This window comes from Beijerinckia sp. L45 (genome assembly GCF_009765775.1).
Classification (GTDB): Bacteria; Pseudomonadota; Alphaproteobacteria; order Rhizobiales; family Beijerinckiaceae; genus RH-AL1.
Genome location: NZ_LMUU01000107.1, coordinates 140391 through 158831, shown reverse-complemented (window position 1 = coordinate 158831; position 18441 = coordinate 140391). Strand labels below are relative to the sequence as shown.

Sequence of the window (18441 nt, the reverse complement as noted above, 5' to 3'; positions counted from 1 at the left end):
GCTCAGGCCGACCATGAACTAACATAAACCCCGGACCACTCAGTGGGGACCGGCCAGTTTTCGCCGTCTCCGGCGTGTGCGCCGCCGGCAAGCCGGTCGTCGGCGTGTCCTGGTCGAACTTCCAGGAAGAACGCTGGAAGACCGATGAGGCGGCCATCAAGGCCGCCGTCGAGAAGGCTGGCGGAACCTATATTTCGGTCGATGCGCAATCCTCGCCGGCCAAGCAGCTGACCGACATCGAGAGCCTGATTACCAAGGGTGCCACGGCGCTCATCGTGCTCGCCCAGGACACCGACGCGATACGCCCGGCGATCGAAAGGGCCGGACAGGAGGGCATTCCCGTGGTCGGTTACGACCGGCTGATCGAGATCCCTTCCGCCTTCTATATCACCTTCGACAACAAGGAAGTCGGCCGCATGGAGGCGCGCGCCATCTACAAGGTCAAGCCCAAGGGCAACTACGCTTTCATCAAGGGCTCGTCGACCGATCCGAACGCGGATTTCCTCTTTGCCGGCCAGATGGAGGTGCTGAAGCCTGCCATCGCAAAGGGCGACATCAAGAATGTCGGTGAGGCCTACAGCGACCAGTGGCTGCCGGCCAACGCACAGCGCAACATGGAGCAGATCCTGACCAAGGCCAATAACAAGATCGATGCCGTGGCCGCCGCCAACGACGGCACCGCCGGTGGGGCCATCGCTGCGATTTCCTCGCAAGGACTTGCCGGGAGCGTTGCGGTGTCGGGTCAGGATGCCGACAAGGCGGCGCTCAACCGCATTGCCCTCGGCACCCAGACCGTATCGGTGTGGAAGGACTCCCGTGAACTCGGCAGGCGCGCGGCGGAAATCGCGATCGCGCTGGCTGGCGGCAAGAAGCTGACCGACATTCCCGGGGCGAAGACCTTCTCCGACGGACCGAAGAAGCAGAAGATGACGGCCGTGCTGCTGACCCCGGTCCCGATCACCAAAGACAATCTTGCCGTGGTGATCGATGCCGGCTGGATCAGCAAGGACGCGGTGTGCCAGGGCGTGAAACCTGGCTCCGTCGCCGCTTGCAAATAGGACGCGACACCAGGGGGGCGGCGCGTCTGCCCCCCGTTCTCGGCTTGAAGGGATCGTTTGTGGTCGAACTCTTTCGCAAACTTGAGCTGGATCTTCGCCTCGTCGGCATGCTGGGCGCGCTCGCCGTCATCTGGATCGGCTTCGATGTTCTGTCGGGGGGCGTGTTCCTGACCCCGCGCAACATCTGGAACCTGTCGGTTCAGTCGGCGTCCGTCGCGGTCATGGCTGCGGGGATGGTGCTCGTCATCGTCACCCGCAACATCGACCTCTCGGTCGGCTCGATCCTCGGCTTCACCGGCATGATCATCGGCGTGACCCAGGTCTGGATCCTGCCAACGGTCTGGGGGCTCGAACATCCCTTGACCTGGATCGTCTCGGTCATCGTCGGGATCATCGTCGGCGCGGCGATCGGCACGGTGCAGGGCGCCGTCGTCGCCTATCTCGGCGTGCCCTCCTTCATCGTCACGCTCGGCGGCCTGCTGGTCTGGCGCGGCATGGCCTGGCGCGTCGCCGAGGGCCAGACCATCGCGCCGCTCGATAGCCGCTTCCTGCCGCTCGGTGGCGGCATGCAGGGTTCGGTCGGGGCAGCGGCGAGCTGGATCATCGGTGGCGTGGCGATGCTCGTCTCCGTCATCCTGCTCGTCACCATCAGGCGGCGTCGCAAGAGTTTCGGCTTCATCGTGCGGCCGGTCTGGGCCGAGATCCTGATTGCGGCCCTCGTCTGCGGTGCGATCGCCGGGGCCGTCCTCGTCGTCAACGCCTATCCGCTGCCGCCCGGCATCGTCCGGACGATGTTGGAGGCGCAGGGCCTGCCGTCCGACGGCCCGCTGCCCGACATCGCCCACGGCTTCGCCATCCCCGTGCTGATCGCCGTCGCTGTCGGCATCGTCATGACCTTCATCGCCGATCGCACCCGCTTCGGCCGCTACGTCTTCGCCATCGGCGGCAATCCGGAAGCCGCCGACCTTTCCGGGATCAACACCCGCCGGGTGCTGACGCTCGTCTTCACGCTGATGGGCGCGCTGTGCGGCCTCTCCGCCGCGATCGCCACGGCGCGCCTTCAGGCCGCGACGAACGCCAACGGCACGCTCGACGAGCTCTACACGATCGCCGCCGCGGTCATCGGCGGGACCTCGCTCTCCGGCGGCACCGGCACGATCTTCGGCGCGATGCTCGGTGCCGTGATCGCGCAGTCCCTGCAGACCGGGATGGTGCTGCTCGGCGTCGACGCGCCGATGCAGAACGTGGTCGTCGGCCTCGTGCTGGTGGCGGCCGTCTATATCGACACGGTCTATCGTCGCCGCATCAAGTGAGGGTTGTGAACATGGAAGCTCACATGGATCAGGCCGTCACCGCGGCGCCGCTCGTCGAGATGCGCAACATGTCGATCGCGTTCGGCGGCATCAAGGCGGTCAACGACGTCTCGATCGAGCTGCGCCAGGGCGAGGTCGTCGGGCTGCTTGGCCACAACGGCGCCGGCAAGTCGACGCTGATAAAAATCCTTTCCGGGGCCTATCCGGCCGATGGCGGCGAGATCCTGATCAACGGCGAGAAGGTCGTGATCGCCTCGCCGCGCGACGCCAAGCGCTACGGCATCGAGACCATCTACCAGACGCTGGCCCTCGCCGATAACGTCGACTCGGCCGCCAATATCTTTCTCGGCCGCGAGCTGCTTACCCGCTGGCGCACGCTTGACGATTCCGCGATGGAGTCGGAGACGCGCAAGGTGATGGCGCGGCTCAACCCGCATTTCCAGCGTTTCAAGGAGCCGGTGCGCTCGCTCTCTGGCGGCCAGCGGCAATCGGTGGCGATCGCCCGGGCCATCCATTTCGATGCCCGCATCCTCATCATGGACGAGCCGACGGCGGCGCTCGGACCGGCTGAAACGCGCCAGGTCGGCGAGCTGACGCTTTCGCTTAAGAAAGAGGGGATCGGCATTTTTCTGATCAGCCACGACATCCATGACGTGTTCGACCTGGCCGACCGCGTCTATGTGATGAAGAACGGGCGGCTCGTCGGCTCGGCGCGGGTCGGCGACGTGACCAAGGACGAGGTTTTGGGGATGATCATCCTGGGAAAATGCCCGGAGAAGGCCGTGCCGGGGCCGGGGGCGGCCTAAGACGCTTCCGGCGAGTCTCGTGGCGGCCGAGAGTCAGGCGCCGCGGCTGCGCCGCTTCGCCGGGGCCATGGCGACTTCGGGTTGGCCCGGCGCCGTCTCGATCGACAGCTCCGGCACGGCAATGATCGGCGCGCCGCGGAGATCGCGGCGGATCACGATGACGCCGCGCTCCTCGAGGTAGGTCAGCATGCGGCGCGCGCGGCCTTCCGAACTCGTCCCATAGGCTTCGGCCAATGCCGCGTGGCTCGGGCATGGTGCGCCTTCCATCGCCGCGCGCACGATGAGCAGGTAGAGGCCGGCAAGGTCGTCCGGCAGGCTGCGCGCCACCGCCTGCGCGCTTTCCCACGTCGGGCTGTTCGAGACCGTGGCGCCGCCGACGCCGGCGCGGGCGACGGCGAGCCGACGCTTGAACTCGGACAGGCCCATGGCTTCGCCGCTCAGCCGCCTGATGCGGCAGCGGATGGTGAAATCCTGGTACAGCGTTGCCGGCGTGGAGAGGCCGGCATCGGCGTCGGCGAGCACCGATTCAAAAACCTCGGCCAGCGCGGTTTCCCGCTCGAACAGATCGAAGGGTTCTTCCGCCGGGAGATCGTCCGGCACCGGTGGGCGATAGTTCGCGAGCTGCACCAGGAGATCCTGACTCGCCGGGCGCGGCTTAGGGCGCGGCGCGGCGGGGAGGCGCGCGACGCCCGGAACCGCGGTCATGATCAGCGAGCGCGTGTCGGTCGTCGTCTCCGGCAGCGGCTCCAGACCATGCGGGACGCTGCGGCTGCCGGTGGTGGTCGGGCCGATCGCGATGGTCAGCGGCCGCTTGGACAGGGCTGGGCCGAGCGCCACGAAATGGCCGCGGGGCAGGTCGCGAAAGGTCTCGGCGTTGCGCCGTTCGAGCCCGAGCAGATCGGCGGCACGGGCCATGTCGATATCGAGAAACGTGCGGCCCATGAGAAAATTAGAGGCTTCCGCCGCGACGTTTTTGGCGAGCTTGGCGAGGCGCTGGGTGGCGATGATCCCGGCGAGGCCGCGCTTGCGCCCGCGACACATCAGGTTGGTCATCGCGCCGAGCGATAGCCGGCGCGCCTCGTCGGACACCTCGCCGGCTGCCGCGGGCGCAAAGATCTGCGCCTCGTCGACCACCACGAGCATGGGATACCACTGCTCCCGGTCCGCCTCGAACAGGCCGCCGAGAAACGCTGCAGCGGCGCGCATCTGTGCCTCGGCATCGAGGGCTTCGAGGGACAGGACAACGGAAACCCGGTGCGCGCGAACGCGCGCGGCGATCTGCGTCAATTCGGCATCGTCGCCGGTCGCCTCGATCACGATGTGCCCGTAGCGCTCGGCGAGCGACACGTAATCGCCTTCCGGGTCGATCACCGCCTGCTGCACGAGCCCGGCGCTCTGCTCCAGAAGCCGGCGCAGGAGATGCGATTTGCCGGAGCCGGAATTCCCCTGGACGAGGAGCCGCGTGGCCAGCAGCTCGACAAGGTCGAGCGTGCCCGGGCGGTCGCCGGCAAGGCCCAGATTGATCTCGAAACTCATACAACGCGTCTCCAACCGTCCTCCTAGCACGTCGGCGGTTGGCACACGCGGCAAGGCCCCGGCTCGTCCACAGGATTGCCGGCACCTGACGACCGCTTTAGTGGGCAGTGTGCCTGCGAAATGCGCTTGCGAGTCATCATGAGGCCCGGTAGTCGTTATTCCCTATTGGCTATAGCTGTGGGTCCTTCCGTGTCGGCACAGACCGTCCTGAACTACAAAGCGCCAACCGACCTCGGCGCCCTGCTCAAGCGCGAGCGCGCCCCCGCCCCCCTGGCGCTCGCCGATCCGAAGGGCGAGAGGCGCACCAAGATCTGGGACATCGCGCCGGTGTTTCATTGCTCGATCGTCGGGACGTGCCTGACAGCCGCGGAGCTTCGCCAAGTCTTCGTCCGGTTGCGCGAGCCCGACGCAAAAACGGCCTCGGACCACGCGCTCCATAGCCGCGGCGTGCGTGCGGCGGGGCAACACGATCTCGCCGGCAAGCAGCTGCACAAGACCATCGATGCGCGACACGAGATCGTCATCAAGCGTTTCGCCAAAGCGACCACACCGGCGGAGATCCGCGCGCTCTGGCGCCATGCCTTCGAGCAAGGCGCCATTCCCGGTGCCTATTGGGCCACCCTCACACATCCGGCATCCGATCGGGCGTTGCTCGAAGACGTGTTCGGCGAAGTCCATATGCTGTCGCATCTGGTTGGCTCTGCGAACCGCGTCGACATCGCTCGCTTGACGCGGCTCGAACGCGAATTGGGCGAAGAGGCGGAGAAATCCGCGCGCCAGGAAGCCCGGTTGCAAGCCGCCGCGCAGGATCGTTTGGCGCTGCTTCGCCGGATCGAGGCTCTCGAGGCCGAACGCCTGCAACAGGCGGCGCAGGCGTGCGCGAAGACAAAGACGATGGACGATACGATCGAGCCAGCGTCCCAGCTGCAAAGGCTGGACGCCGAAAAGGCGCGCGCATCCGCCCTGGCCGAGCGTCTGCACCGCGTCGAGACGCAGCTTCGCGCGGCCGAACAGCGTGCGACGATACTCAGCGCCCAGAATGACCAGCTGAGAAGTGAAGTCGCAGCGGTCGAATTTTCGTTAAACGAAGCTTGCGATCCCGGCGAGCCAAGTGCCGTTTCACGGGATTTGGCAGGCCTGACGCTTCTGTACGTCGGAGGACGCCCGAAGGTCGTCGATCAGTTGAAAGCGATCACGGCGCAGCGCGGCGGGGCTCTGCTCGCCCATGACGGCGGTGTCGAAGACAACACGGCGCTCTTGGCGGGCCTGATCAGCCAGGCCGACCGCACCTTCTTTCCTGTCGACTGCATCAGCCATCTCGCTGCGGGGAAGGTGAAGAAGGTGTGCCGCGACGCCGGGAAACCGTACATTCCGCTTCGCTCGGCCAGTCTCGCCAGCTTTCTCGCGGCGCTTCATGCAACTGCTCCTGGCGCCGCGATGCGGCATTCGGCGCCTTAGCTGTTGGGCGCCGGCCTCCCGGTTTCCGGTCGCGCGATCGATGTAGAATCTGATTTGGATTGTTCGTTAGCTATCAAACGTTGAAAGGCCATCATATGTTTTCTTGTATCGGCTACGCCGCGGAGTCACCCAAAGACGCCCTGGCGCCATTCACCTTCGAGCGCCGCGACCCCGGCGTCGACGACATCGAAATCAAGATCCAATATTGCGGTGTTTGCCATTCCGATCTGCACACGGTGCGCGACGAATGGGGTGGCACCATGTATCCTTGCGTCCCCGGCCACGAGATCATCGGCACGGTGACCCGCGTCGGCAGCGCCGTGACCAGCTTCAAGGCAGGTGACACCGCGGGCGTCGGCTGTATGGTCGATTCCTGCCGCGAATGCGAGAGTTGCCGCAAAGGCCTCGAACAATATTGCAAGCCCGGTTTCGTCGGCACCTACAATGGTCCGGACAAACACATCGAAGGTGGCGCTACGTATGGCGGCTATTCCAGCCACGTCGTCGTCGACAAACACTTCGTGCTACATATTCCGAAGAATCTCGACCTGGCCGGCGTGGCGCCTCTGCTTTGCGCCGGCATCACGACCTATTCGCCCCTAAAGCATTGGAAAGTCGGTCCCGGACAGAAGGTCGGGATTGTCGGCCTCGGCGGCCTCGGTCACATGGGCGTCAAGATCGCGCATGCGATGGGCGCCAAAGTCACGCTGTTCACGACGTCGCCAGGCAAATCCGACGATGCGCGCAAGCTCGGGGCCGACGAGGTCGTGATCTCGAAGGATGCTGCTGCGATGGCGGCGCAGGGCGAAACGTTCGATTTCATCCTCGACACCGTTGCTGCTGACCACGACATCAATGCCTATCTCGGTTTGCTCAAGCCGGACTGCACGCTCGTGCAAGTCGGCGCGCCTGAGAAGCCGCTGGCCGTGAACGTGTTCAGCGTGATCTGGCGTCGTCGCAACTTCGCGGGCTCGCTGATCGGCGGCATCGCGGAAACGCAGGAGATGCTCGACTTCTGCGCCAAGCACAACATCACGGCCGACATCGAGATGATCAAGATGGACGAGATCGAAACGGCCTATACCCGGATGCTGAAAAGCGACGTCAAGTATCGCTTCGTCATCGACATGGCGTCGCTCGCGTAAACGCGACGACCCCGTGCTATTCGGCCAAGTGCAAGCATCTGGCCGGAGCGTTCCCGCTGCCCGCTATTGTGCGGTCAGCGGCACAAAGCCGAAACGTGAGAGGATTGCCTGCCCTTTCACGGACACGACGAACAAGGCAAAGCGAGCTGCGACCGGCTTGTCCGACAGGATCGTCAAGCCGTAGACCGGATGGACTTCCAACGGTTCCGGAAGGGGTAGGCTGGCAAGGCCGTCGACCTCCTTCAAAAGGCCCGGGGCTCCGCTGCAATAATAGATCAGCGCATCAGCCCGGTTTTCCAGAAAGATTGCGGCTGCCGGATTTTTGCCTGCGATCGGCGCCATCTTGCCCGGCGCCCCGAGAAGATGCTGCGCCTTGGCCCGCAAGGTCGCGCCGGCGCCTGGCCGGATTTGATCCGCCTTGTCGAACACCGCCATGGCGTAATCGCCGCCGGGATCCGCGACTGGGGTCGAGGTCGCAAGGCGCAGGTCCGGGGCGAGCAATTTGTCCAGGACGTTCGCCGCGGTCAGCCCGACGGACGATCTGGCGACCACGCACATGCGGTTGCGGACGAAGGGGACGATCAGACTCTGCGGCCGCGTCGCGGCAAGCGCCATCGGTTGGGCCATATCGGCAGAGGCGAAGAGGTCGGCCGTCTCGCCTTTTTCCAGGCGCTCGCGAAGCGTGCCGGCCGGTCCAAACACTGGCTCCGCCATCGACTCCGCGGAGATGCCGGAATCCTGGATCAGCGCCTGCATGGCCGCTTTCAGACTTCCCGCCGCGTAGATTTTTACCGGTGCTGCCATCGCGCCATGACTTTTTGTTGACGACAATAAGGCCAGTGCCGTCAGAGCGACCAGACCGATCCGTCCCTTCGCCGATGCGGCATGGCGCCATGCCAGCGTTCCTATTTTGGCTTTTGTCATCTTATCCCAGGCTGGTCGAGACGGTCCGATCTGTCCTCATGACAGCGGGCGCCCGAGCATATGAAGCATAGCGCGAACGCGATGGATCTGACCATTCGCGATGAGTGCATCCGGCGCGCCGCGCGCGTGCAGCGTTCGGTAAATTTGGCGGAGCGGCATCGTAAAGCACGCTAAAAGCTTTGACGGGGTCTATCCAACCCGTCAGAACCATGATCGTTGGCCACCGAACCATAGGCGTATTTCGGTTCCTGTTGGAGCCAGGCTTCCGCAAAGCTCGATCCTTCACCGACCCGCGACAGTCCCGAGCTTCGGTCCGTCGCCTCGACCACCCATCGGTCCGCATGTCGGTAGATGGCCACGACGAAGCGTTGGACATCGACGCCGCCGACGAGATTGAGCAACTCCTCCTCAGCCTTGTTCTGCGCTTCGCTAGCGGACATGGTCTTGGCCCTCTGGCGTTCCCCGCCGCCATGCGGCGCCACGGAGAACGACCTCTGTGTCGGCGCGCCGGTCAGCTCTTGTGGCCGACGGCCCAGACATAAGCGGAAACCGCCTTGAGATCGGCCGGTGACAGCTGCGTCCCACCCATCGCCGGCATCGCGCCGGGATGATTCTTGGGGGCCGGGACGCCCGTCGTGATGGTCTGGGTTATCCCGGCGAGGCTGCCATCGCTCCACAGCCACTTTCCGCTGGTGAGATCGGCGCCGATCGGGCTGCCGGCCGCATCCGCTCCGTGGCACCCACCGCACGTGCCGCCATCCACATCGCCGTGGAAGATCTTGCTGCCCAGGACGACCTCGTCCTTCGTGGCGCCGGGCGGCGTCGGAAGATCCGCGACCACTTTGCCGGCGTCAGGATGAATGCCCTCCGGCGGAAGCACTTCGCCGGAGGCCGTCACCGTCGAACCGGCAGGCGGGGGCGCCGCCTCGACACGTGCGTCGGCCGCGCCATTATACGTGACGCGCCAGATGCGGCCACCGACGTCATCGGATATATACATCGCGCCGTCAGGTGCGAAGGCGAGCCCGGTCGGGCGATGGGCCGCCTTGCCCGGCTCCTTCGTGGCGCCGGCAAAACCGTCGGCGAAGATCACGTAAGGCGCGGTGGCCTTGCCGTCGGCGAGCGGCTGAAAGACGATGTTGTAGCCGCCCTGCGGGGCCGGTGCCCGGTTCCACGAACCATGGAATGCGATGAAGGCGCCGCCGCGATAGGCCTTGGGAAAATTGCCGCCGTTGTAGATCTTCATGTCGTTTGGTGCCCAATGGCCGGGGAAGAACGCCACGGGGGCCTGCTTCTTCGCGCAGACGTCGACCTTTTTGCCGCCGTCGCCGCCGTATTCCGGCGCGAGCACGAGCTTCTTCTGATCATTGTCGAAATAGCATTCCGGCCAGCCAAAGTCGGAGCCCTTCTTCACTTCGACCAGTTCTTCCGCCGGCAGCGCATGGCCTTGATCGGCATTGTAGAGCTGCGGCCAGTTTTCGAAGAGCTGGTCGCGGCCATGCTGCGTCGAGAAAAGGTGACCCGATGCATCGAAGGAGAACCCTTCGCCGTTGCGCAATCCGGTCGCGTAGCGCTCTTTCGGAGAAAAATGCTGCCCGGTCTTGTTGGCGTCGTAGCGCCAGATGCCGCCGCGTGTTTCCAATTCCGTGCATGGCGTGTGCCCGACGGACTGCGTCATCCGGTTCTGGTCCTGACAGGCGTTCGTCGCGGAGCCGAGATCGGTGAACAGGTCGCCCTTGGCGTCGATGATCAGCGGATGCATTGGGTGATCGCCGGTGATCGGTAGATCCGACACGACGGTTTGCGGCTGGCTCGACGGTGCGATCTCGCCGCCCTTCAGCGCGTAACGCACGATGCGGTCGTCGATCTCCGCAAACAGGCCCTTCTTGTAGAGCGCGATGCCGGTGCCGCCATGTCCGCCGCTCGCGACCGTCTCGCCGAAGCGCGCGATCGTATCCGCTTGGCCCGTACCTCTGGTGTCCTTCAGCGCGATGAGGAAACCGCCCTCGTGCGGTGTATCGTTATTGTAATAAATGCCGCTCCAGGTGTTGGCGTAGAGCACGCCATCTGGCGTGACGACCATCTGCCGGACGTGGCCCAGTTTGTCGGCGAAGAGGCTTGCACAAAAGCCAGCCGGCAACGTGATGCCGACGTCGCCGCCGGTGCAGGCCTTCGGGCTCGCATCCTTGGCCGTTTGTGCCGGCGCAGGTGATACGGCGAATTGCGCGGCGACGAGAAGAAGGCCGCTTGCGGTTGCGCCGAGGGCGCGGCGTTTCACACGGTTGCTCATGGCGTTCAAATCCTTTGATGGCGGTCGCACGGGAAGCCGGACGATCGTCGTGTCGCCAGAGGCGGGTACACGGCGTCGGCCCGGCATTACGGAACAGATAGAGCGACGGGGCGAACCTGGAAGGGCAACTGCGGCGGCCCCTTGCTGGGATCGAATGCCGATGCGAGCTGGCCTTCCGTCACAAACGCCGTCGCCCCGATCGTCGTCACGCTCGTCGGCTGGTTTAACCCGCCCTTGATCGTTTCAATGGCCGCCTTGTCGCCGTCGATAGTTACGCGGTCGAGACTGCCGGCTCCCTCGATCAGCAGGAGCGTGTTGTCCTTCACGATGCGGAGAGCATCGGCCAGAACCAGCGGCCGCGACGTCTGCAGCCGCGTCACCGTGCCGGCTGCGCCATCCTTCATGGCGACGCGAAACAACTCGGCTTTGTTGAACGTGTCGACATAGATGGCGCCATCGCCGCCGATGGCGATTCCATCGAGCCCGGCCCCCGCTTTTGGCGGCGTGAACAGCGGGTCGGTTGCCCATACCTCAAGCGTGTGGCCGCCCGGTTTCAGCGTCAGGATCTGCGGTGCCAGAGAATTCGTGACGAACAGCGTCCCGTCCGGGCCGAGCGCGATATCGTTGCACAGCGCAGGGCTGCCGGGCAGCGGCAGGCTGATCTTGCCTTCGCCCGTCGTCAGGTCGAACCCCTTGAGGAAGCTGCCCTTGACCGTGGTCGGGCCGGCAACGCCGAGCGCGGACACATCGTTCGAGCACACCCAGAGCGTCTGCGAGCGCTCATCCGCCAGTACGCCGAAGATCGAGCGCGTCTCGTAGGCACCTGGTTTGATCCACAACTCTGCGGCTTGTGTCCCCGGCTTGACGCGCAACACGCCGCCTGCACCGAGACTGCCGATCAGCAGCGTTCCGTCGGCTTTCGATGTGAGGCTTTCCGGAAAGATGCGGTCGCCAGGAAGCGCGATTTCGGCGTTCGCCGCGATAGGCGCGGCAAGGGCGAAAAGGCCGAGGGCTGCGCTTAGCATCCGTGTGATGGTGGACATTCTTCCTCCCGTCATCGTCGCTATGTTTCGAGGACTATAGCGATGCCGATGCGTCAGGTCAAAGTCGGGACGGTCGCGTGACGGGTCGTGAATCGCTCGACCCTAGTCTAAATGCCGGGATTCAACGGCCGCGGGTGGCTTGGCCTCTCGGCGTCGCCGTTGCGACATGCCCGTGCTTTCCGGTGCGGCGGTCGCGCGGATGTGATGCGGTTACGCGGTCTCGCGGACGGGGCTCTTCGCCTGCGCGCCAGCTTTGACTTCGATCTGAAGGGCCTCGATATGCGTCCGCGCGATATCTTCGGCGGCCCGCTCGATGGCGCGATAATGTGAAACCAGGGACACGCCGAAGGGCGTCAGGGTGGCGCCGCCGCCGCCCTTGCCGCCGATCTGGCGCTCCGCGACCGCTTGGCCGAAAATCTGATTGGTATCGTCGACGAGTTCCCAGGCGCGGCGATACGACATGCCCAACGCCCGGCCCGCGGCGGAAATCGAGCCCAGCGAGGCGATCTGTTCCAGGAGCTCGATCTTGCCCGGCCCGATGCGGCCGCCGGTTTCCAGATCGATCCGCACACTGAGCGATGGCATTATGGTTGACCTGCAGGGAGGCGACATCTCTCAACATAACTTGATTAGCGGTCGCGGACAAACGCCGCGAGGCGGGCAAACCGGCGCGGCGCGCTATATCTGCTAAGGAATAGCGATGCCGCTCGGTCCCTGTAACAAATCGAGAGGCGCAAACGTATAGCTGCATGAGCCCGCCGCACGCCGTGGGCCTATGCGCGCCCGCAACGGTCGCTGATCCCGAGGCCTCGATGATCCTTCCCATTCTCGCATATTTCGGCGGGGCTCTGACGATCCTCAGCCCGTGCATTCTGCCGGTTCTGCCCTTCGTTTTCGCGCGCGCCAATCAGCCCTTCGCCCGTAGCGGCCTGCCGATGCTGCTCGGCATGGCCCTGACCTTTGCCGCCATCGCCACGCTGGCCGCGATCGGCGGCGGCTGGGCCGTCTCGACCAACGAGTACGGCCGCTGGGTCGCGCTGGCGCTGCTCGCCTGCTTCGGGCTGACCCTCCTGTTCCCCGCGTTTTCCGATCGTCTGATGCGGCCGCTCGTCGGCTTCGGCAGCCGGTTGTCGCAGGCGGCCGACGGCGACGGCCGGACGACACGCGCAAGCATTTGGTCCTCGTTCCTGCTCGGCATCGCGACCGGCTTTCTCTGGGCGCCCTGTGCCGGCCCGATCCTCGGCGTGATTCTGACGGGCGCCGCCCTTCAGGGCGCGAGCGTCCAGACGACGCTTCTGCTGTTCTGCTACGCGCTGGGCGCCGCGACGTCGCTCGCGCTCGCCTTGCTTCTCGGCGGAAAAGTCTTTGCGGTGATGAAGCGCTCGCTCGGCGCCGGCGAGTGGGTGCGCCGTGGCCTTGGGATCGCCGTGATCGCCGGCGTCGTGGCGATCGCGTTCGGTCTCGACACCGGCCTTCTCGCGCGCCTCTCCACCGCCAACACGACGTCGCTCGAGCAGTCCCTGCTCGACAAGCTCAAGGGCCCGGGTAGTGCTGGCGCGCAGACGACCGCGAAATCGAACGGCGCTTCCGGTGCGGCGATGATGAGCGACAGCGCCGCCGTGCAAAGCGCCAAGGCATCGGGCCTGCCGATCGAAGGCCACCTCCCGCCGCTCTCGGGCGCGGTGGCCTGGCTGAACAGCAAGCCGCTGACGCCGGACTCCCTGCGCGGCAAGGTGGTGCTGGTCGATTTCTGGACCTACTCCTGCATCAACTGCCTGCGAGCGATCCCCTATGTCCGCGCCTGGGCGGAAAAATATAAAGACAAGGGGCTCGTCGTCATCGGCGTCCATGCGCCGGAATTCGCATTCGAGAAGAACATCGACAACGTCAAGCGGGCCGTGGCGGACCTGAAGATCGACTACCCCGTCGCCATCGACAATGATTATGCGATCTGGCGCGGCTTCGACAATCATGCGTGGCCGGCGCATTACTTCATCGATGCGCAGGGCAATATTCGCCACAACCATTTGGGCGAAGGCGAGTACGACGAGTCGGAAAAGATCATCCAGCAGCTTCTGGCAGAGGCCGGCCAGGCGAAGGTAGACGGGTCTCTTGTGTCGGTAACAGCGTCCGGGGCGCAGGCCCTATCCGACGACGACGATCTCAATTCGCCCGAGACCTACATTGGCTTCGCCCGTGCCGAACACTTCGTCTCGCCCGGCGGCGTGAACCAGGAAGAGCCCAAGGCCTACACTGTCGGCACGCCCGCGCTCAACGACTGGGGTTTCAGCGGCACCTGGACCGACGATGCCGAAAGCGCCAGCCTCGAGCAAAGCGGCGGGCAGATCGTCTACACATTTCACGCGCGCGATCTGCATCTCGTGCTCGGGCCGGGCAAGGACGGCAAGCCGGTGCGTTATCGCGTTACCATCGACGGCAAGCCGCCGGCCGGTGATCACGGCGTCGATGTCGCCGATGATGGGACGGGCGTCGTCACCGAGCAGCGGCTGTACCAGTTGATCCGCCAGCACGGAAAAATCGCCGACCATACGTTTGCGATCGAGTTTCTGGATCCGGGCGTGCAGGCGTTCGCCTTCACCTTCGGGTGAAACGCCTTATCTGACGGGCGCAGGGTCGATCGACGTTGAGCGCCTGCGAGAGGATTTTCATGCCAAAACCCCACGTGATCTGCCACATGACCAGTTCCGTCGACGGGCGGATCAAGATCAAACGCTGGAGCACGGTCGACGTCGAGGGCCACGTCGAGAAGGCCTATGAGGAAATCCACGACAAGCTCGAGGGTGACGCCTGGATCTGCGGGCGCATCACCATGCAGGGCTACGCAATGGGCGAGGCGCCCCCGGCCTACGATGGCCCGGCCATTCCGCGGACGGACTTCGTTGCACGCCGCGCCGAGCGTTATGCGATCGGCCTCGATGCTCACGGCAAGATGAACTGGGGCACCCGCAACGATATCACCGGCGATCACGTCGTGATGGTGCTGACGGAAAGCGTGAGCGACGCGCACCTGGATGCGCTCCGGCGCGCCGGGGTGTCCTACATTTTCGGTGGTCGCGATGCGATCGACGTGGCGCGGGTGCTCGGCATCTTGGGCACAACGTTCGGCATCAAACGCCTGCTCGTCGAGGGTGGCGGTCGCATCAACGGGTCGTTTCTGAAGGCCGGTGCGATCGATGAAATCAGCCTGCTGCTGGCGCCGGCCGTCGACGGTCTGGTCGGCACGCCGACGGTGTTCGACTATACCGGCGAGCCGGATGATGCGACGGCGAAACGCCTCGCGGTTAAGCTGGTCTCGACCGAGGTTTTAGACGGCGGCATTGTGTGGTTGCGCCACACGGTTGCAATGGCTGTCTAGGCGCCGTGGAATAATATTCTTTCCAGGTCGAGTTTTCGAGATGATCGTTCTGCCGGACGTCTCGAAAAGGCGATTGCACCAGCCGGCCGAGGGTCTGATGATGCCGAACCCATGGACGGCAAAATCGGGCGTCTTTGCGCGCGCGCCGGTGGCCTCGTTTCAACATCCCAGAAACCGTTGCGGTTTGAACATATCGGCCATCCCAGTTCCGGGGATGGCCGAGCCTTAGGATCAGAGTCTGATATGAAATCACTTGCCCTCTATGCGCTTGCGGCGCTGGCCGCGTTCACGATGCCGGCGCGGGCCGAGTCCGTCCTGATCGTCGGTGACCAGAAGGGCGGGTCCCGCGCGCTCATGGAAGCGGCCGGCGTCCTGAAGGACACGCCCTACACGATCGACTGGAAGGAATTCGTCGCGGCCGCGCCGCTGCTGGAAGCGCTGAACGCCGGCGCCATCGATACCGGCATCGTGGGCGATGCGCCCTTCACCTTCGCCAAGGCCGTCGGACTGAAGGCCAAGGCGATTGCCGCCGTCCGGCAGAATCCGGGCGGCCTGGCGATCCTCGTCAGCAAGGCGTCGCCGATCGTCACTGCCGACGATCTCAAGGGCAAGAAGATTGCCACCGGACGCGGGTCGATCGGGCATCAGCTGCTCGTCGCTTTTCTGGAAAAGAAGGGCTGGGCGCAAGATGCCGTCCGTACGACGTTCCTTCTGCCGTCGGATGCGAAGATCGCCTATTCCACGGGCTCAGTCGACGCCTGGTCGACGTGGGAGCCCTATGTGGCGCAAGAGGAGGTCTTGTTCGGCGCCCGGCGCATCGTCACGGGCGAAGGATTGACGCCGGGGCTGACGTATCAGGTGGCGCGTGACGACGCGATCGCCACCAAGCGCGCGATGCTCGAGGATTTCATCACCCGTCTGTCGCGGGCGCGGACGTGGTCCTTGTCCCATATCGACGACTATGCCGCGACCTGGGGCAAGCTCGTCGGCCTGCCACCGAAAGTCCCCCAACTCTGGCTGTCGCGGGCGCAGATCAAGCTCGCGCCGATCGACGATAGCGTCGTCACCGACGAACAGAACACGATCGATCTCTATGTCCGCAACAACCTCATCAAAACAAAGCTCAAGGCGGACGACATCGTCGATAAAACATTTGCAGGTGCCATCGAAAAAGGCGCGGCGACCCCTTAGATTGGGGACGGCCGCGCTCTAGCTGGCCGCGGCGGAAGGATCGGTCCGGGGCGTCTTGTCCCGGCTGACCTGGTGGCATCCGGAGAGATCAAGATGAGTGGAACGCGGCAGCTGCATCTCGGCGCCTTCATGCGGCCGGTGAGCATCCACACCGGCGCCTGGCGCTATCCCGGCGCCTATCCCGATGCCAACTTCAACTTCAAGCATCTCAAGCATTTTGCGCAGCGGCTCGAAGCCGCGAAGTTCGATGCCTTCTTTCTCGCCGACCACCTGGCCGTGCTCAACATGCCGGTCGATGCGCTGAAGCGCAGTCACACGGTGACGTCGTTCGAGCCGTTCACACTGTTGTCGGCGCTGGCCTCGGTGACGGAGCGCATCGGGCTGATCGCGACGGCGTCGACGACGTTCGATGCGCCCTATCATGTGGCGCGCCGCTTCGCCTCGCTCGACCATCTGAGCGAAGGGCGTGCCGGCTGGAACGTCGTGACGACGGCCAATCCGGACGCCGCGCTCAACTTCGGCTACGAGGATCTCATGGACCATGACGCGCGCTACGTTCGCGCGCGTGAGTTCTACGACGTGGTCACCGGCCTGTGGGACAGCTTTGCCGACGACGCCTTTGTCAGGGATGTCGCAGCCGGTCTCTATTTCGACCCGGCCAAAATGCATGTGCTCGATCACAAGGGGCCAAGCCTCTCCGTGCACGGCCCGCTCAATATTGCCCGTCCGGTCCAGGGCTGGCCGGTGATCGTCCAGGCCGGTTCGTCCGATCCCGGACGCCAACTCGCCGCCGAGACCGCCGAGGTAGTGTTCGCCGCCGAGCCGAACCTTGCCGCCGGCCAACGCCTCTATGCCGACATCAAAGGCCGCATGCGGGCGATCGGCCGAGACCCCAACCATCTTAAAATTCTGCCTGCCGCCTTCGTCGTGGTCGGCGATACGGTGGCGGAGGCCGAAGCCAAGCGCGCGCACCTCGACAGCCTCGTCCATTACGACAGTGGGATCGCCTCCCTGAACGGGATGCTGGGCTATGACGTCTCGGGCTTCGACCCCGATGGGCCGCTGCCCGAGATCCCGGAGACGAACGCCAGCAGAAGCGCGCGGGCCCGCATCATCGAGGTCGCGCGGGCCAAAAACTCGACCATTCGCGAATTGGCGCAAAAAGCCGGCAGCTATGCGGGCCTCGCGTTCGTCGGCACGCCGCAGACGATCGCCGACGCGATGGAGGCATGGATCAGCGGCGACGGGTCGGACGGCTTCAACATCATGTTCCCCTACCTGCCGGAAGGTCTCGACGACTTCGTCGACGGAGTCGTTCCGGAGTTGCAGCGGCGCGGCCTGTTTCGGACGGACTACGAGGGCACGACGCTCCGCGACCATCTCGGACTGCCGCGTCCGGACAATCGCTTTTTTCCGGCCTGATCATGGGCCATGCCGGCATCGTTCGGGACGACCTCTGCTGTCGTTCCGAACCATCATTGACGGATACGTGCGGTCTGCTTGGATAAGGATGCCGTGACAACAAAGGATGCACCATCGCTGCAGGACCGATTTGCCGGGCCCCCTGTGGTTTCTGACGCGGACGTGTATGCCCGGCAGGGCTTTGGACGGTCGACCGGTGTCGGCGCTCGTCCTGCGATCATCGTCGTCGATTTTACCAACAGCTTCGTCGATCCCGCGCAATTCGGCGGCGGCAACATCCAGGCTGCGGTGACCGCAACGGCGCGGCTCCTGGCTGCCGCGCGGCATGCCGGCTGGCCGATCGCCTACACGCGCGTGGTCTACGCGTCCGATGGCTCGGACGCCGGGCCGTTCGCCCGCAAGGTCCCGGGGCTGCTGACGCAAACCGAAGACAGCCAAGCCACGCAGATCGTCTTGGACCTGGCGCCGCGCGCGAACGACCTGATCGTCCGAAAGCAGGCGCCCTCCGCCTTCTTCGGCACCGGGGTGCTCCCATGGTTGGTCGGCCATCGAGTCGATACCGTCATCGTCACGGGAGCGACCACTTCGGGCTGCGTGCGAGCCACCGTCGTCGATGCCGTCAGCCATGGCTTCGCTACCGTGGTGCCGTCCGACTGCGTCGGCGACAGGGCGATCGGGCCGCACGAGGCGAACCTGTTCGACATGGCGCAAAAATATGCCGATGTCGTCGACAGCGCCGCCCTGATTGCCAGGATCACCTGATCGTCGGCGGGCTATTGCAAACGTGACTGCGAGGTCGTGAAGGCCACTTGAGCAATGCGTCGTGCGCGGGGCGGCCCTCTCGTCACATCAAGGACTTGCGGCATAATACGATTGAAA

The 18441-nt window shown here is 64.8% G+C and carries 16 protein-coding genes; 10 read left to right on the top strand and 6 right to left on the bottom strand.

What is annotated here, in order from left to right:
- Positions 1–74 precede the first annotated feature (74 nt).
- The 3 genes from xylF (at position 75) to GSQ79_RS11835 (ending at position 3177) form a co-directional block, all read left to right on the top strand.
- Complete coding sequence (gene xylF, locus GSQ79_RS11845) at positions 75–1058, top strand: D-xylose ABC transporter substrate-binding protein (protein ID WP_246725271.1); 984 nt, start codon at positions 75–77, stop codon at positions 1056–1058.
- Between the two features lie 107 nt (positions 1059–1165).
- A complete protein-coding gene (locus GSQ79_RS11840; RefSeq protein WP_158808924.1) occupies positions 1166–2371 on the top strand; it encodes a sugar ABC transporter permease in 1206 nt (401 codons plus the stop codon).
- A gap of 23 nt (positions 2372–2394) precedes the next feature.
- Positions 2395–3177, top strand: a complete 783-nt coding sequence (locus tag GSQ79_RS11835; protein ID WP_158808910.1) for an ATP-binding cassette domain-containing protein — start codon at positions 2395–2397, stop codon at positions 3175–3177.
- 33 nt (positions 3178–3210) lie between these two features.
- On the opposite strand, the gene GSQ79_RS11830 is transcribed toward GSQ79_RS11835, so the two are convergent.
- Positions 3211–4713: an ATP-binding protein gene (locus tag GSQ79_RS11830; RefSeq protein ID WP_158808909.1), complete on the bottom strand. Its 1503-nt coding sequence runs from the start codon at positions 4711–4713 to the stop codon at positions 3211–3213.
- 189 nt (positions 4714–4902) lie between these two features.
- Here GSQ79_RS11830 and GSQ79_RS11825 point away from each other — a divergent pair, with 189 nt between their 5' ends.
- A complete protein-coding gene (locus GSQ79_RS11825) occupies positions 4903–6171 on the top strand; it encodes a DUF2325 domain-containing protein (RefSeq protein WP_158808908.1) in 1269 nt (422 codons plus the stop codon).
- A gap of 95 nt (positions 6172–6266) precedes the next feature.
- Positions 6267–7316 carry an NAD(P)-dependent alcohol dehydrogenase gene (locus tag GSQ79_RS11820; protein WP_158808907.1) on the top strand — a complete coding sequence of 350 codons (1050 nt, stop codon included), beginning with the start codon at positions 6267–6269 and terminating at the stop codon, positions 7314–7316.
- A gap of 63 nt (positions 7317–7379) precedes the next feature.
- On the opposite strand, the gene GSQ79_RS11815 is transcribed toward GSQ79_RS11820, so the two are convergent.
- The 5 genes from GSQ79_RS11815 to GSQ79_RS11795 all read right to left on the bottom strand — a co-directional run bounded on the left by GSQ79_RS11815 (position 7380) and on the right by GSQ79_RS11795 (position 12158).
- A complete protein-coding gene (locus GSQ79_RS11815; protein ID WP_158808906.1) occupies positions 7380–8240 on the bottom strand; it encodes a substrate-binding domain-containing protein in 861 nt (286 codons plus the stop codon).
- A 170-nt stretch (positions 8241–8410) separates the two neighbouring features.
- A complete protein-coding gene (locus GSQ79_RS11810) occupies positions 8411–8722 on the bottom strand; it encodes a hypothetical protein (RefSeq protein WP_158808905.1) in 312 nt (103 codons plus the stop codon).
- Between the two features lie 29 nt (positions 8723–8751).
- Positions 8752–10530 (bottom strand): PQQ-dependent sugar dehydrogenase, encoded by a 1779-nt coding sequence (locus GSQ79_RS11805; protein WP_158808904.1) that lies wholly within the window; start codon positions 10528–10530, stop codon positions 8752–8754.
- 86 nt (positions 10531–10616) lie between these two features.
- Positions 10617–11573, bottom strand: a complete 957-nt coding sequence (locus tag GSQ79_RS11800; protein ID WP_246725270.1) for a hypothetical protein — start codon at positions 11571–11573, stop codon at positions 10617–10619.
- A gap of 210 nt (positions 11574–11783) precedes the next feature.
- Positions 11784–12158 (bottom strand): winged helix-turn-helix domain-containing protein, encoded by a 375-nt coding sequence (locus tag GSQ79_RS11795; RefSeq protein WP_158808903.1) that lies wholly within the window; start codon positions 12156–12158, stop codon positions 11784–11786.
- A gap of 227 nt (positions 12159–12385) precedes the next feature.
- Between GSQ79_RS11795 and GSQ79_RS11790 the strand changes: the two genes are divergently transcribed.
- From GSQ79_RS11790 to GSQ79_RS11770, 5 genes are all read left to right on the top strand, one after another.
- Positions 12386–14182: a cytochrome c biogenesis protein DipZ gene (locus GSQ79_RS11790; RefSeq protein WP_158808902.1), complete on the top strand. Its 1797-nt coding sequence runs from the start codon at positions 12386–12388 to the stop codon at positions 14180–14182.
- 59 nt (positions 14183–14241) lie between these two features.
- Positions 14242–14949: a dihydrofolate reductase family protein gene (locus GSQ79_RS11785; protein WP_158808901.1), complete on the top strand. Its 708-nt coding sequence runs from the start codon at positions 14242–14244 to the stop codon at positions 14947–14949.
- Positions 14950–15192: 243 nt separating this feature from the next.
- Complete coding sequence (locus tag GSQ79_RS11780) at positions 15193–16140, top strand: ABC transporter substrate-binding protein (RefSeq protein WP_158808900.1); 948 nt, start codon at positions 15193–15195, stop codon at positions 16138–16140.
- Positions 16141–16233: 93 nt separating this feature from the next.
- Entirely contained in the window at positions 16234–17562 is a 1329-nt protein-coding gene (locus GSQ79_RS11775; protein WP_158808899.1) for an LLM class flavin-dependent oxidoreductase, read from the top strand.
- A gap of 93 nt (positions 17563–17655) precedes the next feature.
- Entirely contained in the window at positions 17656–18324 is a 669-nt protein-coding gene (locus tag GSQ79_RS11770) for an isochorismatase family protein (protein WP_246725269.1), read from the top strand.
- The last annotated feature ends 117 nt before the right edge of the window (positions 18325–18441 follow it).

Excerpts from the sequence above, each read along its gene's own strand:
- GSQ79_RS11785 (WP_158808901.1), top strand. The coding sequence starts at position 14,242 with ATGCCAAAACCCCACGTGATCTGCCACATGACCAGTTCCGTCGACGGG.
- GSQ79_RS11795 (WP_158808903.1), bottom strand. The coding sequence starts at position 12,158 with ATGCCATCGCTCAGTGTGCGGATCGATCTGGAAACCGGCGGCCGCATC.
- GSQ79_RS11830 (WP_158808909.1), bottom strand. The coding sequence starts at position 4,713 with ATGAGTTTCGAGATCAATCTGGGCCTTGCCGGCGACCGCCCGGGCACG.
- GSQ79_RS11805 (WP_158808904.1), bottom strand. The coding sequence starts at position 10,530 with ATGAGCAACCGTGTGAAACGCCGCGCCCTCGGCGCAACCGCAAGCGGC.
- GSQ79_RS11790 (WP_158808902.1), top strand. The coding sequence starts at position 12,386 with ATGATCCTTCCCATTCTCGCATATTTCGGCGGGGCTCTGACGATCCTC.
- GSQ79_RS11815 (WP_158808906.1), bottom strand. The coding sequence starts at position 8,240 with ATGACAAAAGCCAAAATAGGAACGCTGGCATGGCGCCATGCCGCATCG.
- GSQ79_RS11820 (WP_158808907.1), top strand. The coding sequence starts at position 6,267 with ATGTTTTCTTGTATCGGCTACGCCGCGGAGTCACCCAAAGACGCCCTG.
- GSQ79_RS11840 (WP_158808924.1), top strand. The coding sequence starts at position 1,166 with ATGCTGGGCGCGCTCGCCGTCATCTGGATCGGCTTCGATGTTCTGTCG.
- GSQ79_RS11775 (WP_158808899.1), top strand. The coding sequence starts at position 16,234 with ATGAGTGGAACGCGGCAGCTGCATCTCGGCGCCTTCATGCGGCCGGTG.
- GSQ79_RS11835 (WP_158808910.1), top strand. The coding sequence starts at position 2,395 with ATGGATCAGGCCGTCACCGCGGCGCCGCTCGTCGAGATGCGCAACATG.
- GSQ79_RS11800 (WP_246725270.1), bottom strand. The coding sequence starts at position 11,573 with ATGTCCACCATCACACGGATGCTAAGCGCAGCCCTCGGCCTTTTCGCC.
- GSQ79_RS11780 (WP_158808900.1), top strand. The coding sequence starts at position 15,193 with ATGAAATCACTTGCCCTCTATGCGCTTGCGGCGCTGGCCGCGTTCACG.